We start from the raw sequence: 21,694 nt of genomic DNA on the forward strand, positions 1-21,694 counted from the left end.
CTGTTGGGGGTGGGGGGGCGGGGTGGGGGTGGGGTGTGGGGTGGGGGGCGGTGTAGGGGGTGGGGTGTGGGTCGGGGTCGAGGTCGAGGTCTGGGTCGGGGTCCGGGACGGGGTCCGAGTCGGGACGGAGTCCGGGACAGGGTCCGGACCCGGGTCCGGGGCGCTCGGATCAGCCCTCCAGCTCAGCCCATCGGCTCCGCCCTCAACCCCACCCTCCGCCCCGCAGCCCTCCAACTCCGCCCGCGGGCTCAGCCGTCCGGGTCGGCGCTCCGCCTCAGTCCTCCAGCCTCGCCTTCCAGCTTCACCCTCGGCCTCCGCCGTCCAGCCACGCCCTTCAGCTCCGCCTTCCGACCCTGCCTTCCAGTTCCGCCCTCGGCCCGGCCCTCCGTTACGGCCCTCAGTCTCAGCCCGCCAGCTCCGACCTCAACGTGAGCCTCCGCCTCCGCTGCTCAACCCTTCTGCTCCGCCCGCGCAGCGACAAACGCGTCCACCGCCCGGTTCACGTCCTCCGTCGAGTGCGCGGCGGACAGTTGGACCCGGATGCGGGCCGCGCCCTGCGGCACCACCGGGTACGAGAAGCCGATCACGTACACGCCACGCTCCAGCAGCAGTTCCGCCATCCGGCCGGCCACCGCCGCGTCGCCGATCATCACGGGTGCGATCGCGTGGTCGCCGGGGAGGATGTCGAAGCCCTCCTCGGTCATCCGGCGGCGGAACAGGGCGGTGTTCTCGGCGAGTTGGACGCGCAGGTCGTCCGCAGACTCCAGCAGGTCGAGCACCTTCAGGGAGGCCGCCGCGATCACCGGGGCGAGGGTGTTCGAGAAGAGGTACGGCCGGGAGCGCTGGCGCAGCAGCGCGACGATCTCGGCGCGGGCGGCGACGTAACCGCCGGAGGCGCCGCCGAGGGCCTTGCCGAGGGTGCCGGTGATGATGTCGACGCGGTCCATGACGCCGTGCAGTTCGGGGGTGCCCCGGCCGCCGGGGCCGACGAAACCGACGGCGTGGGAGTCGTCGACCATGACCATCGCGTCGTAGCGGTCGGCGAGGTCGCAGATGTCGCGCAGCGGTGCGACGTAGCCGTCCATGGAGAAGACGCCGTCGGTGACGACCAGCTTGCGCCGGGCGCCGGACGCCTCCTTCAACTGCCGTTCCAGATCGGCCATGTCGCGGTTGGCGTAGCGCAGGCGGCGGGCCTTGGAGAGGCGGATGCCGTCGATGATCGAGGCGTGGTTGAGGGCGTCGGAGATGACCGCGTCCTCCGGGCCCAACAGGGTTTCGAAGACACCGCCGTTGGCGTCGAAGCAGGAGGAGTAGAGGATCGTGTCCTCCTGGCCGAGGAACGTGGAGAGGCGGGCCTCAAGTTCCTTGTGGACCTCCTGGGTTCCGCAGATGAAGCGCACGGAGGCCATGCCGTAGCCCCAGCGGTCGAGGGCCGCGTGGGCGGCGGCGACGACCTCGGGGTGGTCGGCGAGGCCGAGGTAGTTGTTGGCGCAGAAGTTGAGGACCTCGCCGGGACGGCCGCCCGCGGTGACGTTCACGGTCGCGGACTGCGGGGATCCGATCACGCGCTCGGGCTTGTGGAGACCGGCGGCGCGGATCTCGTCGAGGGTGGTGCGGAGGTCGTCGCGCACGGAGTCGAACATGGGGGAAGCTCCTAAAATGCTGTCGCCGAAAGGGAGTTACAAGGGAGTCACACGGTCCAGTCGAGGATGACCTTGCCGCCCTTGCCGCTCGCGGCGTCCGCGAACGCCGCCTCGAAGTCGCGGTGTCCGTACCGGCCGGTGATCACGGGCGCGAGGTCCAGGCCGCCCTCCAGCAGGACCGACATGGCGTACCACGTCTCGAACATCTCACGGCCGTAGATGCCCTTGATGGTGAGCATGGAGGTGACGATGCGCGACCAGTCGACCGGGAACTCCTGGGAGGGCAGCCCGAGCATGGCGATACGGCCGCCGTGCGTCATGTTGGCGATCATGTCGCGCATGGCCTCGGGGCGGCCGGACATCTCCAGGCCGATGTCGAAGCCCTCGCGGAGTCCCAACTCCCGCTGACCGTCGGCGATCTGAGCATCCGTCACATTCAGTGCGAGGCTCACGCCGATCTTGCGGGCGAGGGCGAGGCGTTCCTCGCTCACATCCGTCACTACGACGTTCCGCGCACCGGCGTGCCGGGCAACTGCCGCCGCCATCAGGCCGATCGGGCCCGCCCCGGTGATCAGGACGTCCTCGCCGACCAGCGGGAAGGACAGCGCAGTGTGCACGGCGTTGCCGAACGGGTCGAAGATCGCGGCGACATCGAGGTCGACGGGGACGCGGTGCACCCACACATTGGCGGCGGGCAGCGCGACGTACTCCGCGAAGGCCCCGTCCCGTCCGACGCCGAGCCCGACCGTGGCGCGGCACAAGTGGCGGCGCCCGGCCAGGCAGTTGCGGCACTTGCCGCACACCAAGTGGCCCTCACCACTGACCAGTTCACCGATGGCGATGTCGGCGGCGTCCCGGCCCGTCCCGACGACCTCGCCCACGAACTCGTGGCCGAGCACCAGCGGCGTACGGATCGTCCGCTGCGCCCAGCCGTCCCAGTTCCGGATGTGCAGGTCGGTGCCGCAGATCCCGGTCCGCAGGACCTTGATCAGTACGTCGCCGGGTCCGACGGCGGGCTCCGGGACGTCCGCGAGCCACAGCCCGGGCTCCGCCTTCTCCTTGACCAGCGCCTTCAACGCTACGGCTCCTGAGGGTGAGGCCCCGGGCGAGGCGTGGTCCGGGCATGCCGGAGGAGCCCGTTCCGGGGACGAGGAGTGGAAACGCGTAGCAATCTGCCGTACTGCGGCGACCGGGTCCATCGAGGATTTCTTAAGCGCCGCCGCAGCTTTCCTTCACGCCCTTGCCTCCGACTTCCCGCCCTCGTCCCCGGCGCCGGTCCGGCTAGTCCAGGCGGGACACCTGGTAGTGGGCGATGGACCAGCCGTCCGCCGTGCGCCGGACCAGGACGGCGAGCTTGACGCCGAGCGGGGGCCGGTCGGTGAACGCGAACTCCGTGTCCAGATAACCGAGTACGAGGTCGTCCGCGAGCCGCCGGGTCTCAAGGATCTCGAACTCGGCCGTCATGCCCGGGGGTTGGGAGTCGTAGTACTCGGCGATGCCCTTCCGCCCCACGCTGTAAGGGTGCAGGCCCTGGAAGATGGCGTCCTCGGTGAAGAGGGCCGCGACCCGCAGCGGGTCGTGCGCGTCGACGGCCGCCTTCCAGGGGTCGAGGACGCCGCGCAGGACGGCCGTGTCGTCTGTCGTGGTGCTCATCGGGTCTCTCCCGTCGAACGGAACCGAAGGTTCGGACGCTGCCGGTGTTCAGTGGCCGGCGCTCATACCGCCGTCGACATGCAGGATCTCGCCGGTGACGAAGGGGGCGTTCTCCAAGAACACCACGGCGTCGACGATGTCGCTCACCTCGCCCATCCGGCCGACCGGGTGCAGGCCGGCGAGGCCCGCGCGGGTCTCCTCCGGGTGCATCGGGGTCTTGATCGTGCCCGGCGACACGGCGTTGGCGCGGATACCGCGGGTCGCGTACTCGATGGCGAGGGACTTGGTGGCGGACTGCAGGCCGCCCTTGGTCAGCGAGGCCAGGGCGGAGGGGACCCGGGCGTCCGCGTTGTCGACCAGGCTGGTGGTGACGTTGACGATGTGGCCGCCGCCCTGGGCGAGCATGTGCCCGATGGCCAGCTGGGTGATCCGGAAGAACCCGGTCATGTTGATGCCGATCACGGACGCGTAGTCGTCGGCCGAGTAGTCGGTGAACGGCTTGGCGACGAAGACGCCCGCGTTGTTGACCAGCGTGTCGACGCGGCCGAACCGCTCGATCGCGGCGGCGACGACCCGCTCGGCGGTCGCCGGGTCCGCGATGTCGCCCTGGACGGTCAGGACGCCCGCGTCGTCGGCCGGGGCGATGGTCCGCGAGGTGGCGACGACCGCGTAACCGAGCTTGCGGTAGGCGTCGACGACGCCGGCTCCGATGCCCTGCGAGGCACCGGTGACGATCGCGACCTTCTGGTTCTGAGTGCTCATGACGACCTTCTCCGAAGTGGTGGCTGAGGTGCTCCCAGTCGGTCGATGACTACTAGCCGACCGGTCGCCTATTGGAGAAGGTAGGCAACCTGAAGAGGGGAAAGCAAAGGTCAGAGAGGGTTTCCCCAGGACCGGAATCCTCGCTGCTGGGAGGCCTGACCTCCCAGCCCACGTCAGCGGTGCGGGTCGCCCTCGGGCAGCCAGGCGCCGGGGGCGCGGAGTCCGAGGTCGCCGACGCCGTCGCAGAGCGCGTCCACGGCGGCGAGCACCGCGGTACGCGTCTCGCCCTCACGCCACACCAGCAACCAGGTCCAGTGGACGGTCGGTCCGACGATCTCGCGGCGCACCAGGTCGGACGGCAGCGAAGTGGTCTGTCCCTTGGGCGAGTTGACGACCGGACGACGGCTGCGGCGGACGTGGTCGAAGAACGCGGGGCCGGTGACACCGCCGTCGGAGATGGGCACCGCGCGGGCCCCGGTGTCGTGTGCGAGCTGCTCGGCGTAGACGTTCCAGGACGACCAGGAATTGGTGTCGTCGTCGAGGAGGAGGACGGTGTCCCGAGCCTGCACGTCACCGGTGTCGGTGCCGGTGTCCACCGCGTACAGCCTGTCGGCGCCGAGCAGCCGGGCCCGCAGTCCGTGCCGCTTCAGGTCCTCGTCCCGTACCCAGCACACGGCGAGGTCCAGGCTGCCGTCCGCGACCCGGGCGGCCTGCGTGTGCGAGGGCGCGACCCACGCGTCGACGTGCACCTGGGCCACCCCGGCGGTGCGCGAAGTCAGGTCGGCGGGGAGCCAGTTGACGTAGCCGAGCCGGACCGCCTCCGAGCCGGCGAGCCGCCCGGCCCGGCGCCGGAGGTCGTCGGCGCGCTCCAGCAGGGCCCGGGTGTGTGGGAGCAGGGCCGCTCCGGCCGGGGTGAGGGAGACCGAGCGGCGGTCGCGGTCGAAGAGCCGTACGCCCAGGTCGCGTTCGAGGGCCTTGATCTGCTGGGAGAGGGACGGGCCGGCGATCAGGAGGCGGTCGGCGGCCCGGCCGAAGTTCAGCTCCTCGGCGACGGCGACGAAATACCTCAGCTGGCGCAGCTCCACGCCCGTCATGCTACGCGGGCTGGGAGGCCGGCCCTCTCAGCAGGGAGCGAGCCCGTCGTGGCGTCAGGGCCGGTCACGGGCCACGATGAGTCATGGAAGTCCGGCGCCCTGAAGCTCCGCCGGGCGGCCCCGAACGGAGCGAGATCATGCTGCGAGAGTTCCTGGTCGAGATCACCACCACGATCCCCGAGGGCACCGCCCAGGAGGAGGTCGACCGGCGCCGCGCCGCCGAGGCCGTCCGTGCCCGCGGACTGGCCGCCACCGGCCATCTGGCGCGGCTGTGGCGCCCGGTCGGCGAACTGCGCAGCGTCGGTGTCTGGCGTGCCGCAGACGAGGAGGACCTCCACGCGAAGGTGCTCGGCACCCTGCCCCTGCACGCGTGGATGACCTTCGTCGTCACCCCGCTGGAACCGCACCCGAACGACCCCGGCAGCTCGGTGTAGTCCTACTCCAACTCGCCCCCGGCACAAGGGATTTCATCACCATGAGCCCCTACGCCCCGGTCCCCGCGCCCCGGGCGGACGGCATCGTGCTGTCCCCCTGGACCCACGTGGGGCGAGTCGCCGCCGCCCTCGCGGCGGGCATGGGCGTCGGCCGCTTCGTCTACACCCCGATCCTCCCGCTGATGCACGCCCAGGTGGGGCTCTCCACCGACGCGGGCGCCCACCTGGCCACCGCCAACTACGTCGGCTACCTCCTCGGCGCCCTCGCGGGCACCCTGTTCCCCGCCCTGGTCCGTTCCCGCGCGGTCCTGCGCGGCTCGTTCGTCCTGCTGATCGGCACGCCGGCCGCGATGCCCGCCACCCACAGCACCACAGCATGGATCGCACTACGCCTGCTTGCAGGGGTGGCGAGCGCGCTGATCTTCGTGGTCGCGGTCAGTTCGCTCCTCGGCCATCTGCGGGACCACCCGCCCCACCTCCCCGGCTGGGGCTTCGGCGGCGTGGGCGCCGGCATCGCGCTCTCCGGGCTGCTGGTCCTCGCCCTCCGCTCCGTCGCGGACTGGCAGGTCGCGTGGTGGTCCTCGGCCGCCCTCGCCACGGCGCTCGCGACCGCCGCGTGGAATCTACGGCCCGAGGTGCCGGCCGCACCCCCAACTGGCGCCCCGGGCACGGCGGTTGGCCCCTGGTTCGGCGCCCTGTTCGTCAGCTACACCCTGGAGGGCGTCGGCTACATCGTTGCCGGGACCTTCCTGGTCGCCGCGATCGGACAGGGCTCGCCCGGCTGGATCGGCGGCGGCGCGTGGGTGCTCGTCGGGCTGGCCGCCGTACCGTCCTCCGCGCTGTGGGCGCGGCTCGGGCGCCGTTGGTCGCGGCCGGGGTTGCTGTGCGTGGCGCTGGTGATCCAGGCGGTCGGCATCGCGCTGCCCGCACTGGTCGGCGGAGTGGCGGCGGCCCTGGCCTCCGCGGTGCTGTTCGGCGCGACCTTCATCGGCGTCAGCACGCTCGCCCTGGCGACCGGGGCAGAATTGTGATTCCCGCGCTCGGTGGCCCTGTTGACCGCCGGATACTCCGTCGGCCAGATCCTCGGCCCCCTCGCCGTGGCCCCACTGCTGCACCACGGCTACCGCCCGGCCCTGCTCCTGGCCGCCGCGGTGGTCCTCGCCGCGGCCGTGTCCGCCGCCGTCCTGCGGGCCGGCTTCCCGCGTCACGCGGTGGCGCTACGACGCTCCGTGCCGGCCCACGAGGTACGGACCACCGGTCGCTGATCAGGCGGTACGGGCCCCGAGCAGAGCGAGGCAGTTGGCCCAAAGGGGGCTCAGACGCCCGGTGTTGTTGTAGAGCTTCGCGAACATCACCTGGCCCTCCAACTGCGCGACGACGGAACGCGCCGCCTCCCGGGAGTCCTTGACGGTGACGTCCCCGCGGTCGCGCGCCTCTCCGATGACCGCGGCGACCATCTCGACCTGGGCGTCGAAGATCTCCTGCAGCCGCGCGCGAACGGCCTCGGTCTGATTGCTCATCTCCAGACTGAGGTTGCCGAACAGACAGCCCAGCACGGTGCCGCAACCCTGCTGCAGGGCGTGCTGCCCGGCCTCGGTCTCCTCGAACAACTTCCGCAGCCGGTCCAGCGGTTGGGCACCAGCGGCGTCTCCGCCGTCACCGCTCAGGATGCGCGTCCACTCCCGTCGCTGGTCCGCCCAGTGTTCGTCGACGACGGCCAGCGCGAGGGCCTCCTTCGACTCGTAGAAGTAGTAGAAGCTGCCCTTCGGCACTCCGGCCGCCTTGCAGATCTCGGCCACCCCCAGCGCCGAGTAACCGCGCGCCTCGAAGAGCGACCGCCCGGCGGCGAGGATCTTCTCTCCGGCATCACTGGTCCTACCCATACGACAACTATACGACCGGTCGGCTATCCACCGCCGAGCAGCTCAAGGCGGGCCACCAGCTCCGCCGCCGTCGACTTGATCGTCTCAAGACCGGGCTTCCCCCACGGCCGCGGCTCCGTGTCGACGACGCACACCGTGCCCAGCACCATCCCCGTGGAGTCGATGAGCGGCGCCCCCAGATAGGAACGGATCCCGAACTCGTCGACGACCGGATTGCCCGCGAATCGCGGGTAGTCGCAGACGTCCTCCAGCACCAGTGCCTTACGTCGGACCACCACATGGGGGCAGAACCCATAGTCACGCGACAACTGCCGGCCCACCTCGGGCTTGGCATGTTCCCCTCCCGAGACGGGCCTGGGCAGTCCCACCCCGCCCGGAGTGTGCAGCCCGGCGAAGAACTGCCGGTTCTCGTCAATGAAGTTGACCATGGCGTACGGCGCCCCGGTCAGGTCGGCGAGATGGTCCGCGAAGGCGTCGAGCGCCGGGTCCGGATGCTCCCCCAGGCCCAACCCGCGCAGCCGGCGCCTCCGTTGAGGGGCCTCCTTGTCCTCGGGCGTGAGCAGCAGACGACCGGCCGGACGCGGCGGGTCGTAGCTCATAGGCGTACTCCGTCCCTGTGGACGTATGACATAGAGGAACTCCGTGGCGGTGTGCGGGAATCACATGTGGGCGCCATGGCTCGGCGCGTGCGCCGGAGCGTGGGCGATGAGATGGCGTACGAGGGTCAGCAGGGTCTGGACACCGGAACTGGAGATCCGCGCGTCGCAGCGGACCACCGGGATCCCGGGGTCGAGATCGATGGCGGCACGCACCTCCTCGGGGTCGTAGCGGTAGGAGCCGTCGAATTCGTTGATCGCGACGATGAAGCCGAGGCCGCGCTGTTCGAAGAAGTCGACGGCCGCGAAGCACTCCTCCAGTCGTCGCGTATCGGCGAGGATGACCGCGCCCAGCGCGCCTTCGGACAGCTCGTCCCACATGAACCAGAACCGCTCCTGTCCGGGCGTACCGAACAGATAGAGCACGTGTTCCGGGTCGAGGGTGATCCGGCCGAAGTCCATCGCCACGGTCGTCTCGACCTTGTTCTCGATGCCTTCGAGATCGTCGGTCGCGGCACTGACCGTGGTGAGCAACTCCTCCGTGCTGAGCGGCGCGATCTCGCTCACCGCGCCGACGAAGGTCGTCTTGCCGACGCCGAAGCCGCCCGCCACCAGGATCTTCAGTGCGGTGGGGAAGGGATCCTGGCCGCTCTCGTAGTCAGAGCTGTCGTCGTAGTCCATCGAGCACTGCCTCCAGAAGAGACCGGTCAGTGGGGTTGTGGTGGAACTCGGGCGGCTTGGTGGTCAGCGCCCCGCAGTCGACGAGGTCCGACAGCAGCACCTTGGTGACCACCGCAGGCAGCTTCAGGTGGGCGGCGACCTCGGCCACCGAGACGGGCGCGCGGCACAGGTCGAGGGCCTGCGCGTGCTCGGGTCCGAGGTAGCCGAGGGGGGTGGCGCCGGTGGCCATCACCTGCGACAGGAGGTCGAGCGCGACGGAGGGCCGGGTACGGCCGTTGCTGACCGTGAAGGGGCGCACAAGACGTCCGGCCGCGTCGTCCAACCAAGGCCCGTCGCCGGCCGTCGCCACGCTCAAGGCCTCATCGCAGGCGATTCGACGGCGTGCTGCCGGGGCGCGGTCACGAGGTAGGGGCGGACGCTCTTGACCAGCATCGCCATCTCGTAGCCGAGGACGGCCGCGTCGGCCTCGCGGCCGGCGAGCACGGCGAGACAGGTGCCGGAGCCGGCCGTGGTGACGAAGAGCAGCGTCGAGTCGAGCTCGACGACGACCTGCCGGACGTCTCCACCGTCACCGAAGCGGACGCCCGCGCTACGGCCGAGGGAGTACAGCCCGGAGGCCAGGGCGGCCATGTGGTCGGCGCTGTCGGGGTCGAGCCCGTGAACCGACTTCACGAGCCCGTCGCAGGAGAGCAGGACCGCGCTGGTGGTGTGCGGTACGCGCTGCACGAGGCCGCTCATCAGCCAGTCGAGATCGGATACATGGCCGGTCGGCGCGTCGCTCGCCATGGTGGATCGACTCCTTGGGGTACGAAGGTCTGCGGGAGCGCTGGTGGGGGTGGGCATGCGTGGGGTGGTGGGGGTCGGGGCATGCGTGGTCATCCGGCTGATGCGCTCCCGTCGTGCCGGGCGGTGAAGTCGTGATCGCGGCCGAGCACATGCGCGTGCGCTTCGGCTATGGGGGCCCCGTCCATGTGGGGGGCGAGGGTGAAGCGGTCCGTGCCAGCGTGCGTACCCGGGCCCGCGTCCGTCCCTGTGTCCGGCGTCGTGGGCTGAGCGGTGTAGCGCTGGAGTGCGGTGTCCATATAGCCGGAGCCCATGTGCGTTGCCGACATGTGCGTTGCCGACATGTGCGGTTGCTCTACGGGGGACGGTTCCAGGGGGGACTGCTCCGGGGCGGACGGGGCCAGGCCGGGCGGGTCCGTGTCGAGCGCGTTCATGTAGAGACCGCCTGTGTGGACGCCGTTCGTGTCGGCCCCGTTCGTGTGCGGGAACTCCGTGTGGGACGGCTCCATGGACGACGGGTCCGTGTGGGACGGCTCGGCGAAGGACGGCTCCGTGTGGAGCGCGCTCAGGTAAGCCCCGCCCGTGTGGACCTCGCCGGTGTAGACCTCACCTGTGGGCACGAACTCCGTGTGGTCCGACTCCATGTGGGCCGAGGCCGTATGTGCCGTATCCATATGGGCGGACTCCGTGTGGACCGACCCCATGTGATGCGGCTGCGGCTCGCCATTCGACACCGGCGCCTGCGCCGACTCGGTGTGGGCCGCATCCATGTGCAAAGCCTCCGCCTGCCGACCCTCCATATGCGGCGGCTCCATGCCCAGGGGTGCCTCCATGTGTGGTGACGCCGCCTCGGTCCCCTCCACCAACTCGGCCGCCTCCATGTGCTGCTGTGCCTCCGCGAGGCCGATGCCCCGTTGGAAGGCCGCCATCAGGTCCGGGTCGTGGCCGGCGGGGTGTTCGGAGTCCTGGCGGGGTGTCGGGCCGTCGCGGAGTTGGGGTGCGATGTGTTCCTGGGCGCGGCGCCGGGGCAGTTGGGGCGGCTTGCCCATGGTGCCGCGTACCGCTCCGCCGCGTGGGACGGGCGGTGCGGTCATGTTCTCGGCCACGGTCCCCCGGTCGTCTGGACGGATGCCGGGCACCGCCTCCGAGGGGTTGGCCCGTTCCGCGCGGGCTCCGCGCACGGGCAACGGCACCGGCCCGCTGCCGTTCGCCCCCGACGCGACGGGCGGTACGGAGTCCCGTCGTTGATGCCGCCCCGGTGACCCTGCCCCGCGCTGGTGCCGCCCCGGCGCGCCAGGAGCACCGGACGCCACCGATTCACCCTGCCCGACGGTGAGTTGACCGCCCTCGGTCCCACCCTGCGCCTGCCCCCCGATCTGCGGAGCCTGCTGCGGCGGCACGAGCGGATGCCCCCCGCCCAAGGTGTCCTGCGGCTGCCCTACGGCCCCGGATGCGCCCGGCGCCGTACCCAACAGAGCCTGTGGCACCACGAGTACGGCCTGCACCCCGCCGTAGATGTTGGTCTGCAGGCGGACGTGGATGCCGTGGCGGCGGGCGAGTTGGGAGACCACGAACAGGCCGATGCGGCCGTCGGCCAGCAAGCTGGCGACGTTGACCTGGTCGGGGTCGGTGAGCAGGGCGTTCATACGGCTCTGCTCGCCGACGGGCATGCCGAGGCCGCGGTCCTCGACCTCGACGGCGAGGCCCGAGGTCACGAGGTTGGCGCGGAGCAGTACTTGGGTGTGCGGGGCGGAGAACACCGTGGCGTTCTCGACGAGTTCGGCCAGCAGGTGGATCACGTCGGCGACGGCGTGGCCGCGCAGGGTGCCGTCGATCGGCGGCACGAGTTTGACGCGGGAGTACTGCTCGACCTCGGCGATGGCGGAGCGCAGTACCTCGGTCATGGAGACCGGGTTGCTCCACTGTCTGCGGGAGACGGCGCCGCCGAGGACGGCGAGGTTCTCGGCGTGGCGGCGGATGCGGGTGGCGAGGTGGTCGACGTGGAAGAGGCCCTTGAGCAGGTCGGGGTCCTCGATCTCGTTCTCCAGCTCGTCGAGGATCGAGATCTCCCGGTGCACGAGGGACTGCAGGCGCCGGGCGAGGTTGACGAAGACCTCGACCTTCTGTTCGCTGCCCGCCTGGCTGGAGAGTTGGGCGGCCGCGACGACGGCGGTGACGGCGCCGTCGTGTGCGTGTGCCAGGTCTGCGGCGAGGAGGTCGAAGTCGTCGGCGTCCCCGAGGGGCCTGCTGCGCGGCTTGCGCTGGGGCGGGCCCTCGCCGCGGCGCAGCGCCTCGACCAGGTCGCGCAGGTCGGCCTCGCCGCGCGCGCTACTGCGGCGCAGGGCGTCGATGCGGTCGCTGACCGAGCCGGCGGCGCGGCCCGCGGCGACGGCGGCGATGAGGATGCCCGCGAACGTCACCGACGTGGCTCCGGCGAGGACCCCCCAGAGGGTGAGGCTGGTCCGCGCTCCGGTGGAGCGGACGGTGAACAGGACGGCCGCGCTGGCGCTCAGTGCGACCGCGATGGGCGGCAGCACGGCGAGGCGCAGGAGTTGGGGGCGTATGTGCGTCTCGGCAAGTGCGGGCACGGGGCGAGCGGCCGGTCGCCCGTGCCGGCCGCCCTCACGGCGGTCTGCGCGGGCGGCCGGTGCACGGAGTTGAGACATCGGCGTCCTCGTACTGGTGCGTCGGGCCGGTTTGTTCGCGCGGGGTGCGCGATTCGGGCATACGCCATCGCGGTGCCGGTCGAGAGAGCCGAAGAATTCGGCCCCGCGTCGCCCGACGGACACTCACAGTAGTCGCCAACGCATCAGGTGCGGTGGGCAGTTGACAAAGTCCCACGGGGAGCGTCCCGCTCTGGTATGAGGCCTCGTACGACAGACCGATAACCTCGCCGACCACATGCCGAAGAAGGACAAAGAATCGATCGCGCCTGATCGGAACCGGTCACGAACGATCTTCGGGGGTCGGGGAGTTCGATGCCGCCCGTTCCCCGGAGTTCACCCGTCCCCCGCCCCCGGCCGAACCTCGGAGGCATTCGCTGGAGGCTCGGCCGCCCTCGGCCGCACCCCTGAACATTACAGACCGTGTCTGCCGGAGCCCGTCGACGAAGGTGCGCGCGGAAGCGTCCCGGCACGGGCAACGGGGGGCGCGTGCGAGCGCGTCAGTCGTCGAAACGGCGACGAGCGGCCTCGATGTGACCGAGGTACTGATGGGTCCAGCCGCACATGGCGTCGACCGTCGTCCGAAGTCCCTGGCCCGACTCGGTGAGGGTGTATTCGACGCGCGGCGGCACGGTGGGGTGCACGTCGCGCTCGACCAGACCGTTGCGCTCCATCATGCGCAGGTTCTGGGTGAGCATCTTGTGGCTGATGCCCTCGATCGCGTTCCGCAGCTCGCTGAAGCGCAGGGTGTCTTCGCCGAGGGCCTCGATGATCAGGAAGGCCCACTTGTTGGCGACGTCGGAGAAGATCTCCCGCGCCAACGAGTCCGCGCGCCTCAGGTCCGCGTCCTCGGGCGAGTCCCTGAACTGCTTGGTCACCATAAGGTTCCTCAGTCACTGAAAAGTGCGTTCTTCCAGGTCAGCGGCAACTCTCCTACGGTTCCCGAGTAACCACAAGTGACCGAGAACGAGGTGGGCAGCATGGCCGTCACTCTGATGAACCCCGGCGGATTGCCGCAGATCCCGGTGTACCGGCAGGTCTCGATCGCGACGGGATCGAAGCTGGTCTTCGTCGCCGGGCAGGTCGCCTGGGACGTCGAGGGGGTCACGGTCGGCGAAGGAGACCTCGCCGCTCAGGTCGAGCGGAGCTACCTCAACGTCGGCACCGCCCTGGCCGCCGTGGGCGCGTCCTTCGACGACGTGGCGAAACTGACCGTCTACGTCGTCGACTGGGCCCCCGACAAGATGCCCCTGTTCCTGGAGGGGGTCGCCCGGGCATCCGCCAAGCTGGGGACCACACCGATGGCGCCGGGCACACTGATCGGCGTGGCGACCCTGGACGTGCCCGACCACCTGGTCGAGGTCGAGGCGACCGCGATCATCGACTGAGCATCCCGGCCCGGCCGGTGATGTCGGGGTCGCGGACCGCCGGCCCGTGACCCCGTCAACGCGCGCCAGTACCCCTTGGCGCCTGTCGGCCTCGACCCCCGTCAGCGCTCGTTCGCGAGGTCCAGCTCCGCCGGAGCGGTCGTCGGCTTCGGTTCCGTCTCCACCGGCTTCGGGGTCTGCCAGTGGTGGGCGATCGTTCCCCCGAAGGGCCGCCACCAAGGGCCCGTCGTCAGGTCGCCGCCCGGTTCGAACGGCTCGCCCGGCCTCGGTGTGGCCACGGCCTGGCCCGCCGCCTCACCCTCGTCCGCGGTCCACTCGCCGGGCTCGGCCCACGGATGCAGCGCCAGATTGAACGTGCCCCAGTGGATCGGCAGCAGCACCCCGTGCGGCTGGCCGCCCTGGAGGTCGAGGTGGGCCCGCATGCCCTCCTCAGGTGTCATGTGGATGTCGGGCCAGAACTCGCTGTACGCACCGATCTGGATCATCGTGGCGTCGAACGGGCCGTGCGCGGCACCGATGTCCTTGAAGCCCTCGAAGTAGCCGGTGTCGCCGCTGTGGTAGATCCGGTGCTCGTCGCCTGCGACCACCCAGGAGGCCCAGAGGGTGTGCTGCGTGTTGCGCAGGCCGCGGCCGCAGAAGTGGCGGGCCGGGGTGGCAGTCAGGGTGAGGCCGCCGACCTTGGTCTCCTCGTGCCAGTCCAGCTCGCGCAGCCGGTCGGCGGCCACACCCCAGTGCTCCAGGTGGGCGCCCACGCCCAGCGGCACGGCGAAGAGGGTGTCCGTGTCGGCCAGTGCCTTGATCGTGGGCATGTCCAGGTGGTCGTAGTGGTCGTGCGAGATGACCACGACGTCGACCGGGCCGAGCGCGGCCAGCGGCAGGGGCACCGGGTGCAGCCGCTTGGGTCCGGCGAACGGGAACGGGGAGCAGCGCTCGCCCCAGACCGGGTCGAACAGGACCCGGTGGCCGTCGATCTCCGCCAGCACGCTGGAGTGCCCCATCCAGGTCAGCCGCAGCCCGGTCGCGGCGGGGCCGGCCAGGTCGGCGAGGGTGGTGGCGTGCACCGGCAGCGTGCCGTCGGGGGCGCGGCGGGCGCGCTGCTCCTTGTCGAGGTAGGACTTCCCCATCTCGCGCATCGTGCCGCCGGACGGGCGGACGTTCGTAGTGCCCCCGGGGTTCTGGAAGACCCCGTCCTTGAAGTGGGGGGATCTGCGAATGCGCGCCAGGCGCTCGCCGCTCGGGTCCGCGCCGAAGGCAGCGGGCTGCAGCGCGCGGAGCCCGGAGCTCAGCGTACGGAATCCGGTCACGATGCCTCCAGGTCGGGTCGGTCAGGCTTTCCATTATGGTCGACCCCTGTGACAACGCCGCTGCATCGGCGTCTCCGGGGCCGGTTTCCAAGGAAAGACCAAAGTTCCGCACCGGAGGTTGACACCGCGGGACGGAACTCCGCCTTCCGTTGACAGGACGCGGCCCTGCTTCCGATACTGACTCGCCGTTCAGTACACGCCGTTCAGTACCTACCGCCCGGTACGCGCTTCAGTACTCGTCCTGTCAGTACTCGCCCTGCCGGCCGGCGCCCCGAGGAGTCCTATGACCGCCCCCTTGATGTCGCTCACCTGGACCGACCACGTCACCGGCCGCCAGGGCTTCCTGGTCGTCGACCGGCTGGTGCGCGGGGTGTCCAGCGGCGGACTGAGGATGCGGCCCGGCTGCACGCTCGACGAGGTGGCGGGACTGGCCCGGGGCATGACCATGAAAGAGGCACTGCACTACAACCCGGAGGGCCGTTACGTCCCCCTGGGCGGCGCCAAGGGGGGCATCGACTGCGATCCCCGGGACCCGGAGTCGTACGGCCTCCTCGTGCGCTATCTGCGCGCCATGCGGCCGTACATCGAGAGCTTCTGGACGACGGGTGAGGACCTCGGGCTCAGCCAGGACCTGGTCGAGAGGGCCGCCGCGGAGGCGGGGCTCGTGTCGTCGGTACAGGCCGTGTATCCGCTGCTCGACGACGAGGCGACGGCGCGGCGGCGGCTCGCGGACGCCTTCGCGGTCGAGGTGGACGGCATCGGTCTCGACGAGCTGGTCGGCGGCTGCGGGGTCGCCGAGTCGGTGCTCGCGGCGCTGGACAGGGCGGGCGTGCCGTACGCGGGGACGCGGGTCGCCGTGCAGGGCCTGGGCACCATGGGCGGGGCCACGGCGCGGTTCCTCACGCGCGCGGGATTGACGATTGTCGCCGTCGCCGACATCAAGGGCACGATCGCGAACCCGGACGGCCTCGACGTGGACGCGCTCCTCGCGGCCCGGGACACCTACGGCACCGTGGACCGCTCCGTGCTGCGCCCCGGCGACCTCGAACTCCCCGGCGAGGACTGGCTGTCCATCGAGGCGGAGGTGCTGGTTCCGGCGGCGGTGTCGTACGCGATCGACACCACGAACCAGCAGGGGATCACCGCCCGCTGGATCGTCGAGGCGGCCAACATGCCGGTACTGCCGGAGGCGGAGGAACTGCTGTCCGCGCGCGGGGTCACCGTACTGCCGGACGTGGTCGTGAACTCCGGGACGAACGCCTGGTGGTGGTGGACCCTGTTCGGCGACATCGGCGCGGACGCGGACGAGGCGTTCGCCCACACCCGGCGTTCGATGCGCGCGCTGATCGACCGGATGCTGGCCCGCGCGGAGGCCGACGGCACGACACCGCGCGCCGCCGCGCACGCCATCGTCGCGGACCGGCTGCCGGTCATCGCGGAACGGTTCGGCTGGTACCGGTGACGCGCGGCACAACACCCCTATGGGCAACGGATTAGGGTGATCGCGTGGCGAGAGTGCGGTTGAGCGTGGCGGAGCGGCGGGCCGAGTTGCTGCGGGCCGCCGTCGAGCAGATCGAGGCGCGGGGTGTGGCGGCGGTCAGGATCGCCGACGTGGCCTCGGCGCTCGGTGTGAGCAACGCGCTGGTGCTCTATCACTTCTCGACCAAGGAGAAACTGGTCGCCGCCGCGTTCACCTTCGCCGCCGAGGACGACCTCGCGCATCTGCGCAAGCTGCTCGGCCGCCGTACGACCGCGCTACGTCGGCTGCGGGCCGCGGTGCGCTGGTACGCGCCGACCGGGCAGGCCAAGGGCTGGCGGCTGTGGATCGAGGGCTGGGCGGCGGCCCTGCGCGAACCCGCCCTCCTGGACGTCACCCGCGACCTCGACCGGCAGTGGAAGCAGGCCCTCTCCGAGGTCGTCGCCGAGGGAGTGACCGCGGGCGAGTTCCACTGCCCGGACCCGGCCACCACCGCCCTGCGCCTCACGGCCCTCCTCGACGGGCTCGCCGTACAGATGACGGCGTACGCGGGAGCGGTGTCGCGGGCGCGGGCCCTGGAGTGGGTCGACGAGGCGCTCGCCCGCGAACTGGGCCTGGACCGGGCCGCGTTGACCGCCCCTGAACCGTCCCCCTGTGGACACTCAGTCCAGTTCGTCGGCCGTGTCGTCGATGAGCGAGACCAGCCGACCTCGCCGGGACGTGCGACGACGTAGAACCCCCGGCGCGGCGGCCGTACCCGTCACCCTGTGACCCCGTAACCCACTCACCCCGTCAGGCCACCCAGTCGATCCGCATCTTGATGTCGTCCGGCGAGAGCGCGCCCTTCGCCTCCGCATGGTCCCCCGAGGACTCGCCCCGCAGCCGGCGCCCGATCCACGGGACCAGGTACTCGCGCGCCCAGTGCACGTCGTCGCGCCGGACGTCGAGCGTGCCGCGCGGCGGCAGTGGCGGCCAGGCCTGGTCCGGGTCGGCCGGGACCTCGACGCCGAGGACCTGGCCGGCGCGGAGCGCCACGCGCGTGTGCCCCTCGGGAGAGAGGTGGAGCCGGTCGCCGTCCCAGGCCCGCCGGTCCTGGACCGTCTTGAGGGACCACAGGTCGAGCACCGGGCAGCCGTAGCGGTCGGCGATGGCCCGCACATGTCCGTTGTAGGTGGCGATCTTGCCGCGCAGATGCTTGAGCACGGGCACGCCGCGGGTGTCGAAGCCGGTCGTCACCATGACGGTGCCGACTGCGGCGGTGAGGTCGGCGACCGCGCGTTCGAAGCGCTCGGCGACCTCGTCGGGGTCGGTGCCCGGACGGATGATGTCGTTGCCGCCCGCGGCCAGGGAGACCAGGTCGGGCCCGATCTCCTTGGCCCTGGTGAGCTGGTCGGCCACGATCTGGTCGAGCAGTTTCCCGCGCACGGCCAGGTTGGTGTACTCGAAGTCGCCCTCGGGCCGCCGGTCCGCGAGCAGTACCGCGAACCGGTCGGCCCAGCCGACCATCGCCCCGTCGGGCCCGGGGTCGCCGACGCCCTCGGTGAAGCTGTCCCCCACCGCCACGTACGACCCGATCACTGATCTGTTGCCACTCTTCGAATCGTTAGCCACGGCAACCATAATTCACCCTGGAGTGTGACCTACGCGATCGTAATATGGGGTTGACGGACGGTGAGATAAGCCACTTGTAAAGAGTTGTCCAAAGTCGGAATAACTCCCTGACCAGGGGCGTTGGCGCCGGAACTGCCATATACCGAAGGCCGGACCCGGGGATCAGGGTCCGGCCTTCGGTGACATGGGGCAGGCGTCGGGAGCCAGCTGTCAGCCGACGGTGACGCCGTGCGAGCGGAGGTAGGCGACCGGGTCCACGTCCGAGCCGTAGTACGGCGTGGTCCGGATCTCGAAGTGCAGGTGCGGGCCGGTCACGTTGCCGGTCGCGCCGGAGAGGCCTATCTGCTGACCCTCGGTCACGGTCTGGCCGGCCGAGACGGACAGCTGCGACATGTGGGCGTACTGCGAGTACTCGCCGTCCGCGTGCCGGATCACGACCTCGTTGCCGTAGGCGCCGTCGTAGGCCGCCGAGACGACCGTGCCCGCGGCGATCGCCTTGATGGTCGTACCGGTCGGCACGACGAAGTCGACACCGGTGTGGTAGCCGCTGGACCACATGCTGCCCGCGACGCGATAGCCGGTGCCGATGGTGGCGCCGGTCACGGGGAGGGCGTAACCCGTGGAGGTGCTGGTGCTGTCATCGCTCTGCGTGGCCGAGGTGCTCTTCGACGCGGAAGACGAGGAAGAGGAAGAGGAAGACGACGAGGAGGACGAAGAAGACGAAGAACCGGAGGACTTGGACGACTTCGTCGTGTCCGTCCCGCTCGACCCGCCCGTCGAGGCCTTCTCACCGAGGGAGAGCTTCAGGCCCGCGTGGATCAGCGACGGATCGCCGCCGATGGCCTCGCGGTTGTCCTGGTAGATCTTCTTCCAACCGCCGGTGACGTCCTGCTCCTCGGCGATCTTCGCGAGCCAGTCGCCCGACCGTACCGAATACGTCTTTACGCCCGACGCCTTCGAGACGGTCTTCGCAGTGGCCTTCTCCGTGACCGTCTTCTCGGTCGTCGGAACGGACTGAACTGCCTTTTCCGGAGCGGAAGTCGTGGTCGCGGCATGGGCGCCGGTGGCCCCCATGAGCGGAAGGGCGAGCGCGGCGCCGCCCGTTCCGGCTACGGCCATCGAGCGGGTGAAGCGCTGGGACTTCGGGCGGCGGTGCTTACCCTTCGCGGGCATGACGAATTCCTCTCCGGCGCCTGCGGGGTGAGCTGTCGGGTGCGGGCTGGAGATGCCCGGCCGCGCGCTGGTCGCGGCTTAACCCCAAGCCCGTTCCGGAGACCGGAACAGGCGTCTTACCTGTGGGTCCCCCGCTCCTGCCGCATACGGGTGGGTGTGTGCGGAGTCCGGTCGGCGGCAGGATTGGGCGTCCGTCCGGATTGGTGGCGAACGTAAGCGAGGAAGACGCAAAGGGACAAGCAGGAGGTTCCACGGATTTGCGTTTCTTGTGATCCCCTGTGGGAATTCACAGTCACCCTCCGTGAATTCCCCCGGCACTCAACCCCTCAATTCCCCCGTAAAAGCACGTCAATTACGTGAACATGACGAACGACGCACGGTCACGAATATGACGCTGCTCACGTACGCAACTCTCAGGTTCCTTTCTTCCAGAGCGAGTTGGAACTAAGGCTGCAATTGGGGACAGAAGGCTCAGATGCGGCGCAGACGGAGAACCGTCGCATCAAGGTCACCGCGCAGGCCAGTCCGCAGCCCATGGTGCAACAGGACGGCACCCCGGTGGACTTCGCCCGTTTCGAGGCATTCGTACGACGCTGTCGGGTCGAGTCCGCGCAGTCGGAGCGCCGGTACGGGCTCGCCGTAGTGCTGCGCCTGGAGCAGGGCGAGGACGACGGTCTCGTCGCCGCGTACGTACTGCACGGCGCTGAGTCCGCCCCGCGGCGGGCGCAGCCGGTGGAGGTCGCCGTGCTGGACGAGCGGCCGGATCTCCTTGTAGAGGTCCACCCACTGCCGGGCCTCGGCGAGTTCCTCCTCGGTCCACTCCGAGAGGTCGCCGCCGACGCCGAGCACCCCGGCCATGGCGCTCACGAACCGGAAACGCAGGCTGCTGACCCGGCCGTTGAGCTGGGTGTTCGGGCTGTCGGTGACCCAGGCGGCCATCACGCGCGCGGGGTGGATCTGGCTGAAGCCGTGCTGGATGGCGAGCCGGTCGAGCGGGTCGGTGTTGTCCGAGGTCCACACCTGGTCCGTGCGGCTCATGATGCCGAGGTCGATCCGCCCGCCGCCGCCGGAGCAGGACTCGAAGGCCACACCCGGGTGGGCCGCCCGCAACCGGTCGAACAGGGCGTACAACGCGCGCACATGGTCCACCCAGAGGCGCTGTGGATAGGCGTCACCGGGCCACCCGGCGTCCGTGAAGCAGCGGTTGAAGTCCCACTTCACGTAGTCGATCGGGGCGCTGGAGAGAAGCCCGTCGAGCTGCTCCCAGAGGTACTCCTGGACGTCCTCGCGAGCCAGGTTCAGCACGAGCTGATTGCGGAACTCCGTCCGCTTTCGCCCCTCCTGGTACTGCACCCAGTCCGGGTGCGCGCGGTACAGGTCGCTGTCCGCGTTGACCATCTCGGGCTCGACCCAGATGCCGAACTGCATGCCCAGCGCGTGCACACGGTCGGCGAGCGGCTTGAGGCCGGCGGGAAAGCGGTCCGGGTTGGGGGTCCAGTCACCGAGCCCGGCACGGTCGCTGGTGCGCTTCCCGAACCAGCCGTCGTCGACCACGAACAGCTCGACCCCGGCCGCCGCCGCGCGCTGCGCGAGCACCTCCTGCTGCTCTTCGGAGATGTCGAACTGGGTGGCCTCCCAGGAGTTGTAGAGCACCGGCCGGTCCTGGTCCGCGTCCGGGATGACGTACGTCCGCTGGTACGTGTGCCAGGTGCGGCTGGCGCCGCCGAAGCCGGCGTCGCTCCACAGGCCGGCGAAGACGGGGGTCGTGAAGGACTCCCCCGCTTCGAGGAGCAGCAGCCCGGAGTCGTCGTACCCGGCGCCGCCGGTGATCTGCACGCGCGCGTCCGGGAGTTGGGCCACGGCGATCCGCCAGGACCCCGACCAGCCGAGGGCGCAGCCGTAGACCTCGCCGCGCTCCTCGGTCGCGTCGGTGTCGAGGGCGACCCAGGGAAGGTGCTGGTGCCCGGTGTGGCCGCGCCGGCTGCCGATGACCTTCTCACCGTAGGTGAGCTCGGACCGCACCAGCCGCGACTCGGCGGCCCACCGCCCGTGCAACTGCGACAGCTGCCATCCCTCCCGCTCGGGCAGCGTCCACACGGCGGAGTCGGCCCGCAGCAGCTCCAGTGCCTCGTCCCCGTCGTTGTCAAGGCTCGTCCAGCGCTCTACGACGTCGCCGCGTGTCCGGTAGTGCAGCGTGATCGCCAGTCCGGTGTCCCGGAAGCGGAGCCGCAGCTCGTCGCCCTCGGTGTCGTACCGCTCGAAGGTCCATTCCGTGCCGCGGCGCTCGGGTGTGCGCACGGACAGGGCGGGCCGTGCGAAGCGGGGGCCGCCCTCGACGGGGTACTCCTCGCGGCCGTCGAGCGGGGACTCGAAGGAGGAGCCGACCGGCAGCGGGCGCGCGGCGAGCTCCTCGGCGTCGGCGAGTGCGATCGCGGGGCCCCAGTGCAGATGGAGCAGCTCGTCGTCCTCGGTGAGATGGACGGCGTAGCTGCTCGTGGGTCCCGACAGCACCCACGTACGGCCGTTCTCGGCGATCTCCAGCATCAGAC

At 70.6% G+C, this 21,694-nt stretch carries 19 protein-coding genes, 2 pseudogenes and 1 riboswitch; of the genes and pseudogenes, 5 read left to right on the forward strand and 16 right to left on the reverse strand.

What is annotated here, in order from left to right; all coding sequences use genetic code 11:
- Nucleotides 1-449: 449 nt before the first annotated feature.
- From ACFWP5_RS40820 to ACFWP5_RS40840, 5 genes are all read right to left on the reverse strand, one after another.
- Nucleotides 450-1,643 (reverse strand): glycine C-acetyltransferase, encoded by a 1,194-nt coding sequence (locus tag ACFWP5_RS40820; RefSeq protein ID WP_384169046.1) that lies wholly within the window; start codon nt 1,641-1,643, stop codon nt 450-452.
- 47 nt (nt 1,644-1,690) lie between these two features.
- Nucleotides 1,691-2,719: an L-threonine 3-dehydrogenase gene (gene tdh / locus ACFWP5_RS40825; protein ID WP_384169049.1), complete on the reverse strand. Its 1,029-nt coding sequence runs from the start codon at nt 2,717-2,719 to the stop codon at nt 1,691-1,693.
- Between the two features lie 205 nt (nt 2,720-2,924).
- Entirely contained in the window at nt 2,925-3,296 is a 372-nt protein-coding gene (locus ACFWP5_RS40830; protein ID WP_384169052.1) for a YybH family protein, read from the reverse strand.
- A 48-nt stretch (nt 3,297-3,344) separates the two neighbouring features.
- Nucleotides 3,345-4,058: an SDR family NAD(P)-dependent oxidoreductase gene (locus tag ACFWP5_RS40835; RefSeq protein WP_384169055.1), complete on the reverse strand. Its 714-nt coding sequence runs from the start codon at nt 4,056-4,058 to the stop codon at nt 3,345-3,347.
- Between the two features lie 173 nt (nt 4,059-4,231).
- Nucleotides 4,232-5,152, reverse strand: coding sequence for a LysR family transcriptional regulator (locus ACFWP5_RS40840; RefSeq protein ID WP_384169058.1), 921 nt, complete (start codon nt 5,150-5,152; stop codon nt 4,232-4,234).
- Nucleotides 5,153-5,292: 140 nt separating this feature from the next.
- On the opposite strand from ACFWP5_RS40840, the gene ACFWP5_RS40845 reads away from it, so the two are divergent.
- Together ACFWP5_RS40845 and ACFWP5_RS40850 are read left to right on the forward strand one after the other, a co-directional pair.
- Complete coding sequence (locus ACFWP5_RS40845) at nt 5,293-5,586, forward strand: muconolactone Delta-isomerase family protein (protein ID WP_384169109.1); 294 nt, start codon at nt 5,293-5,295, stop codon at nt 5,584-5,586.
- A gap of 41 nt (nt 5,587-5,627) precedes the next feature.
- Nucleotides 5,628-6,851: pseudogene (locus ACFWP5_RS40850) on the forward strand (YbfB/YjiJ family MFS transporter).
- Here the strand turns inward: ACFWP5_RS40850 and ACFWP5_RS40855 are convergent.
- The 7 genes and pseudogenes from ACFWP5_RS40855 to ACFWP5_RS40885 form a co-directional block, all read right to left on the reverse strand.
- Nucleotides 6,852-7,469: a TetR/AcrR family transcriptional regulator gene (locus ACFWP5_RS40855; RefSeq protein ID WP_384169061.1), complete on the reverse strand. Its 618-nt coding sequence runs from the start codon at nt 7,467-7,469 to the stop codon at nt 6,852-6,854.
- A gap of 23 nt (nt 7,470-7,492) precedes the next feature.
- Nucleotides 7,493-8,068, reverse strand: a complete 576-nt coding sequence (locus tag ACFWP5_RS40860; protein WP_384169064.1) for a GAF domain-containing protein — start codon at nt 8,066-8,068, stop codon at nt 7,493-7,495.
- A gap of 60 nt (nt 8,069-8,128) precedes the next feature.
- Entirely contained in the window at nt 8,129-8,746 is a 618-nt protein-coding gene (locus ACFWP5_RS40865; protein WP_384169067.1) for an ATP/GTP-binding protein, read from the reverse strand.
- Nucleotides 8,724-9,095 (reverse strand): DUF742 domain-containing protein, encoded by a 372-nt coding sequence (locus tag ACFWP5_RS40870; protein WP_019062160.1) that lies wholly within the window; start codon nt 9,093-9,095, stop codon nt 8,724-8,726. The genes ACFWP5_RS40865 and ACFWP5_RS40870 overlap by 23 nt, the downstream gene beginning before the upstream one ends.
- Before the next feature lie 2 nt (nt 9,096-9,097).
- Entirely contained in the window at nt 9,098-9,532 is a 435-nt protein-coding gene (locus ACFWP5_RS40875) for a roadblock/LC7 domain-containing protein (protein WP_019069670.1), read from the reverse strand.
- A 986-nt stretch (nt 9,533-10,518) separates the two neighbouring features.
- Nucleotides 10,519-12,195 (reverse strand): annotated as a pseudogene (locus ACFWP5_RS40880) (ATP-binding protein); the annotation flags it as partial.
- Between the two features lie 497 nt (nt 12,196-12,692).
- Nucleotides 12,693-13,073: a winged helix-turn-helix transcriptional regulator gene (locus tag ACFWP5_RS40885; protein WP_384169069.1), complete on the reverse strand. Its 381-nt coding sequence runs from the start codon at nt 13,071-13,073 to the stop codon at nt 12,693-12,695.
- A gap of 99 nt (nt 13,074-13,172) precedes the next feature.
- On the opposite strand from ACFWP5_RS40885, the gene ACFWP5_RS40890 reads away from it, so the two are divergent.
- Nucleotides 13,173-13,580 carry a RidA family protein gene (locus tag ACFWP5_RS40890; protein ID WP_384169072.1) on the forward strand — a complete coding sequence of 136 codons (408 nt, stop codon included), beginning with the start codon at nt 13,173-13,175 and terminating at the stop codon, nt 13,578-13,580.
- Between the two features lie 101 nt (nt 13,581-13,681).
- On the opposite strand, the gene ACFWP5_RS40895 is transcribed toward ACFWP5_RS40890, so the two are convergent.
- Entirely contained in the window at nt 13,682-14,884 is a 1,203-nt protein-coding gene (locus tag ACFWP5_RS40895; protein WP_384169075.1) for an MBL fold metallo-hydrolase, read from the reverse strand.
- 283 nt (nt 14,885-15,167) lie between these two features.
- On the opposite strand from ACFWP5_RS40895, the gene ACFWP5_RS40900 reads away from it, so the two are divergent.
- Complete coding sequence (locus tag ACFWP5_RS40900) at nt 15,168-16,346, forward strand: Glu/Leu/Phe/Val dehydrogenase dimerization domain-containing protein (protein ID WP_384169078.1); 1,179 nt, start codon at nt 15,168-15,170, stop codon at nt 16,344-16,346.
- A 44-nt stretch (nt 16,347-16,390) separates the two neighbouring features.
- Nucleotides 16,391-17,095: a TetR/AcrR family transcriptional regulator gene (locus ACFWP5_RS40905; protein ID WP_384169081.1), complete on the forward strand. Its 705-nt coding sequence runs from the start codon at nt 16,391-16,393 to the stop codon at nt 17,093-17,095.
- Between the two features lie 58 nt (nt 17,096-17,153).
- On the opposite strand, the gene ACFWP5_RS40910 is transcribed toward ACFWP5_RS40905, so the two are convergent.
- The 3 genes from ACFWP5_RS40910 to ACFWP5_RS40920 form a co-directional block, all read right to left on the reverse strand.
- Nucleotides 17,154-17,939, reverse strand: coding sequence for an SGNH/GDSL hydrolase family protein (locus ACFWP5_RS40910; RefSeq protein ID WP_384169112.1), 786 nt, complete (start codon nt 17,937-17,939; stop codon nt 17,154-17,156).
- 243 nt (nt 17,940-18,182) lie between these two features.
- Nucleotides 18,183-19,145, reverse strand: coding sequence for a peptidoglycan DD-metalloendopeptidase family protein (locus ACFWP5_RS40915; RefSeq protein ID WP_384169084.1), 963 nt, complete (start codon nt 19,143-19,145; stop codon nt 18,183-18,185).
- Between the two features lie 4 nt (nt 19,146-19,149).
- Nucleotides 19,150-19,312, reverse strand: a riboswitch (cyclic di-AMP (ydaO/yuaA leader).
- Between the two features lie 304 nt (nt 19,313-19,616).
- The gene (locus ACFWP5_RS40920) at nt 19,617-21,689 is read right to left on the reverse strand and encodes an alpha-galactosidase (protein WP_384169087.1); all 2,073 of its coding nucleotides are present in this window, start codon (nt 21,687-21,689) and stop codon (nt 19,617-19,619) included.
- Between the last annotated feature and the right edge of the window lie 5 nt (nt 21,690-21,694).

Origin of the sequence: Streptomyces sp. NPDC058469, assembly GCF_042721125.1 — a bacterium.
Lineage (GTDB): Bacteria > Actinomycetota > Actinomycetes > Streptomycetales > Streptomycetaceae > Streptomyces.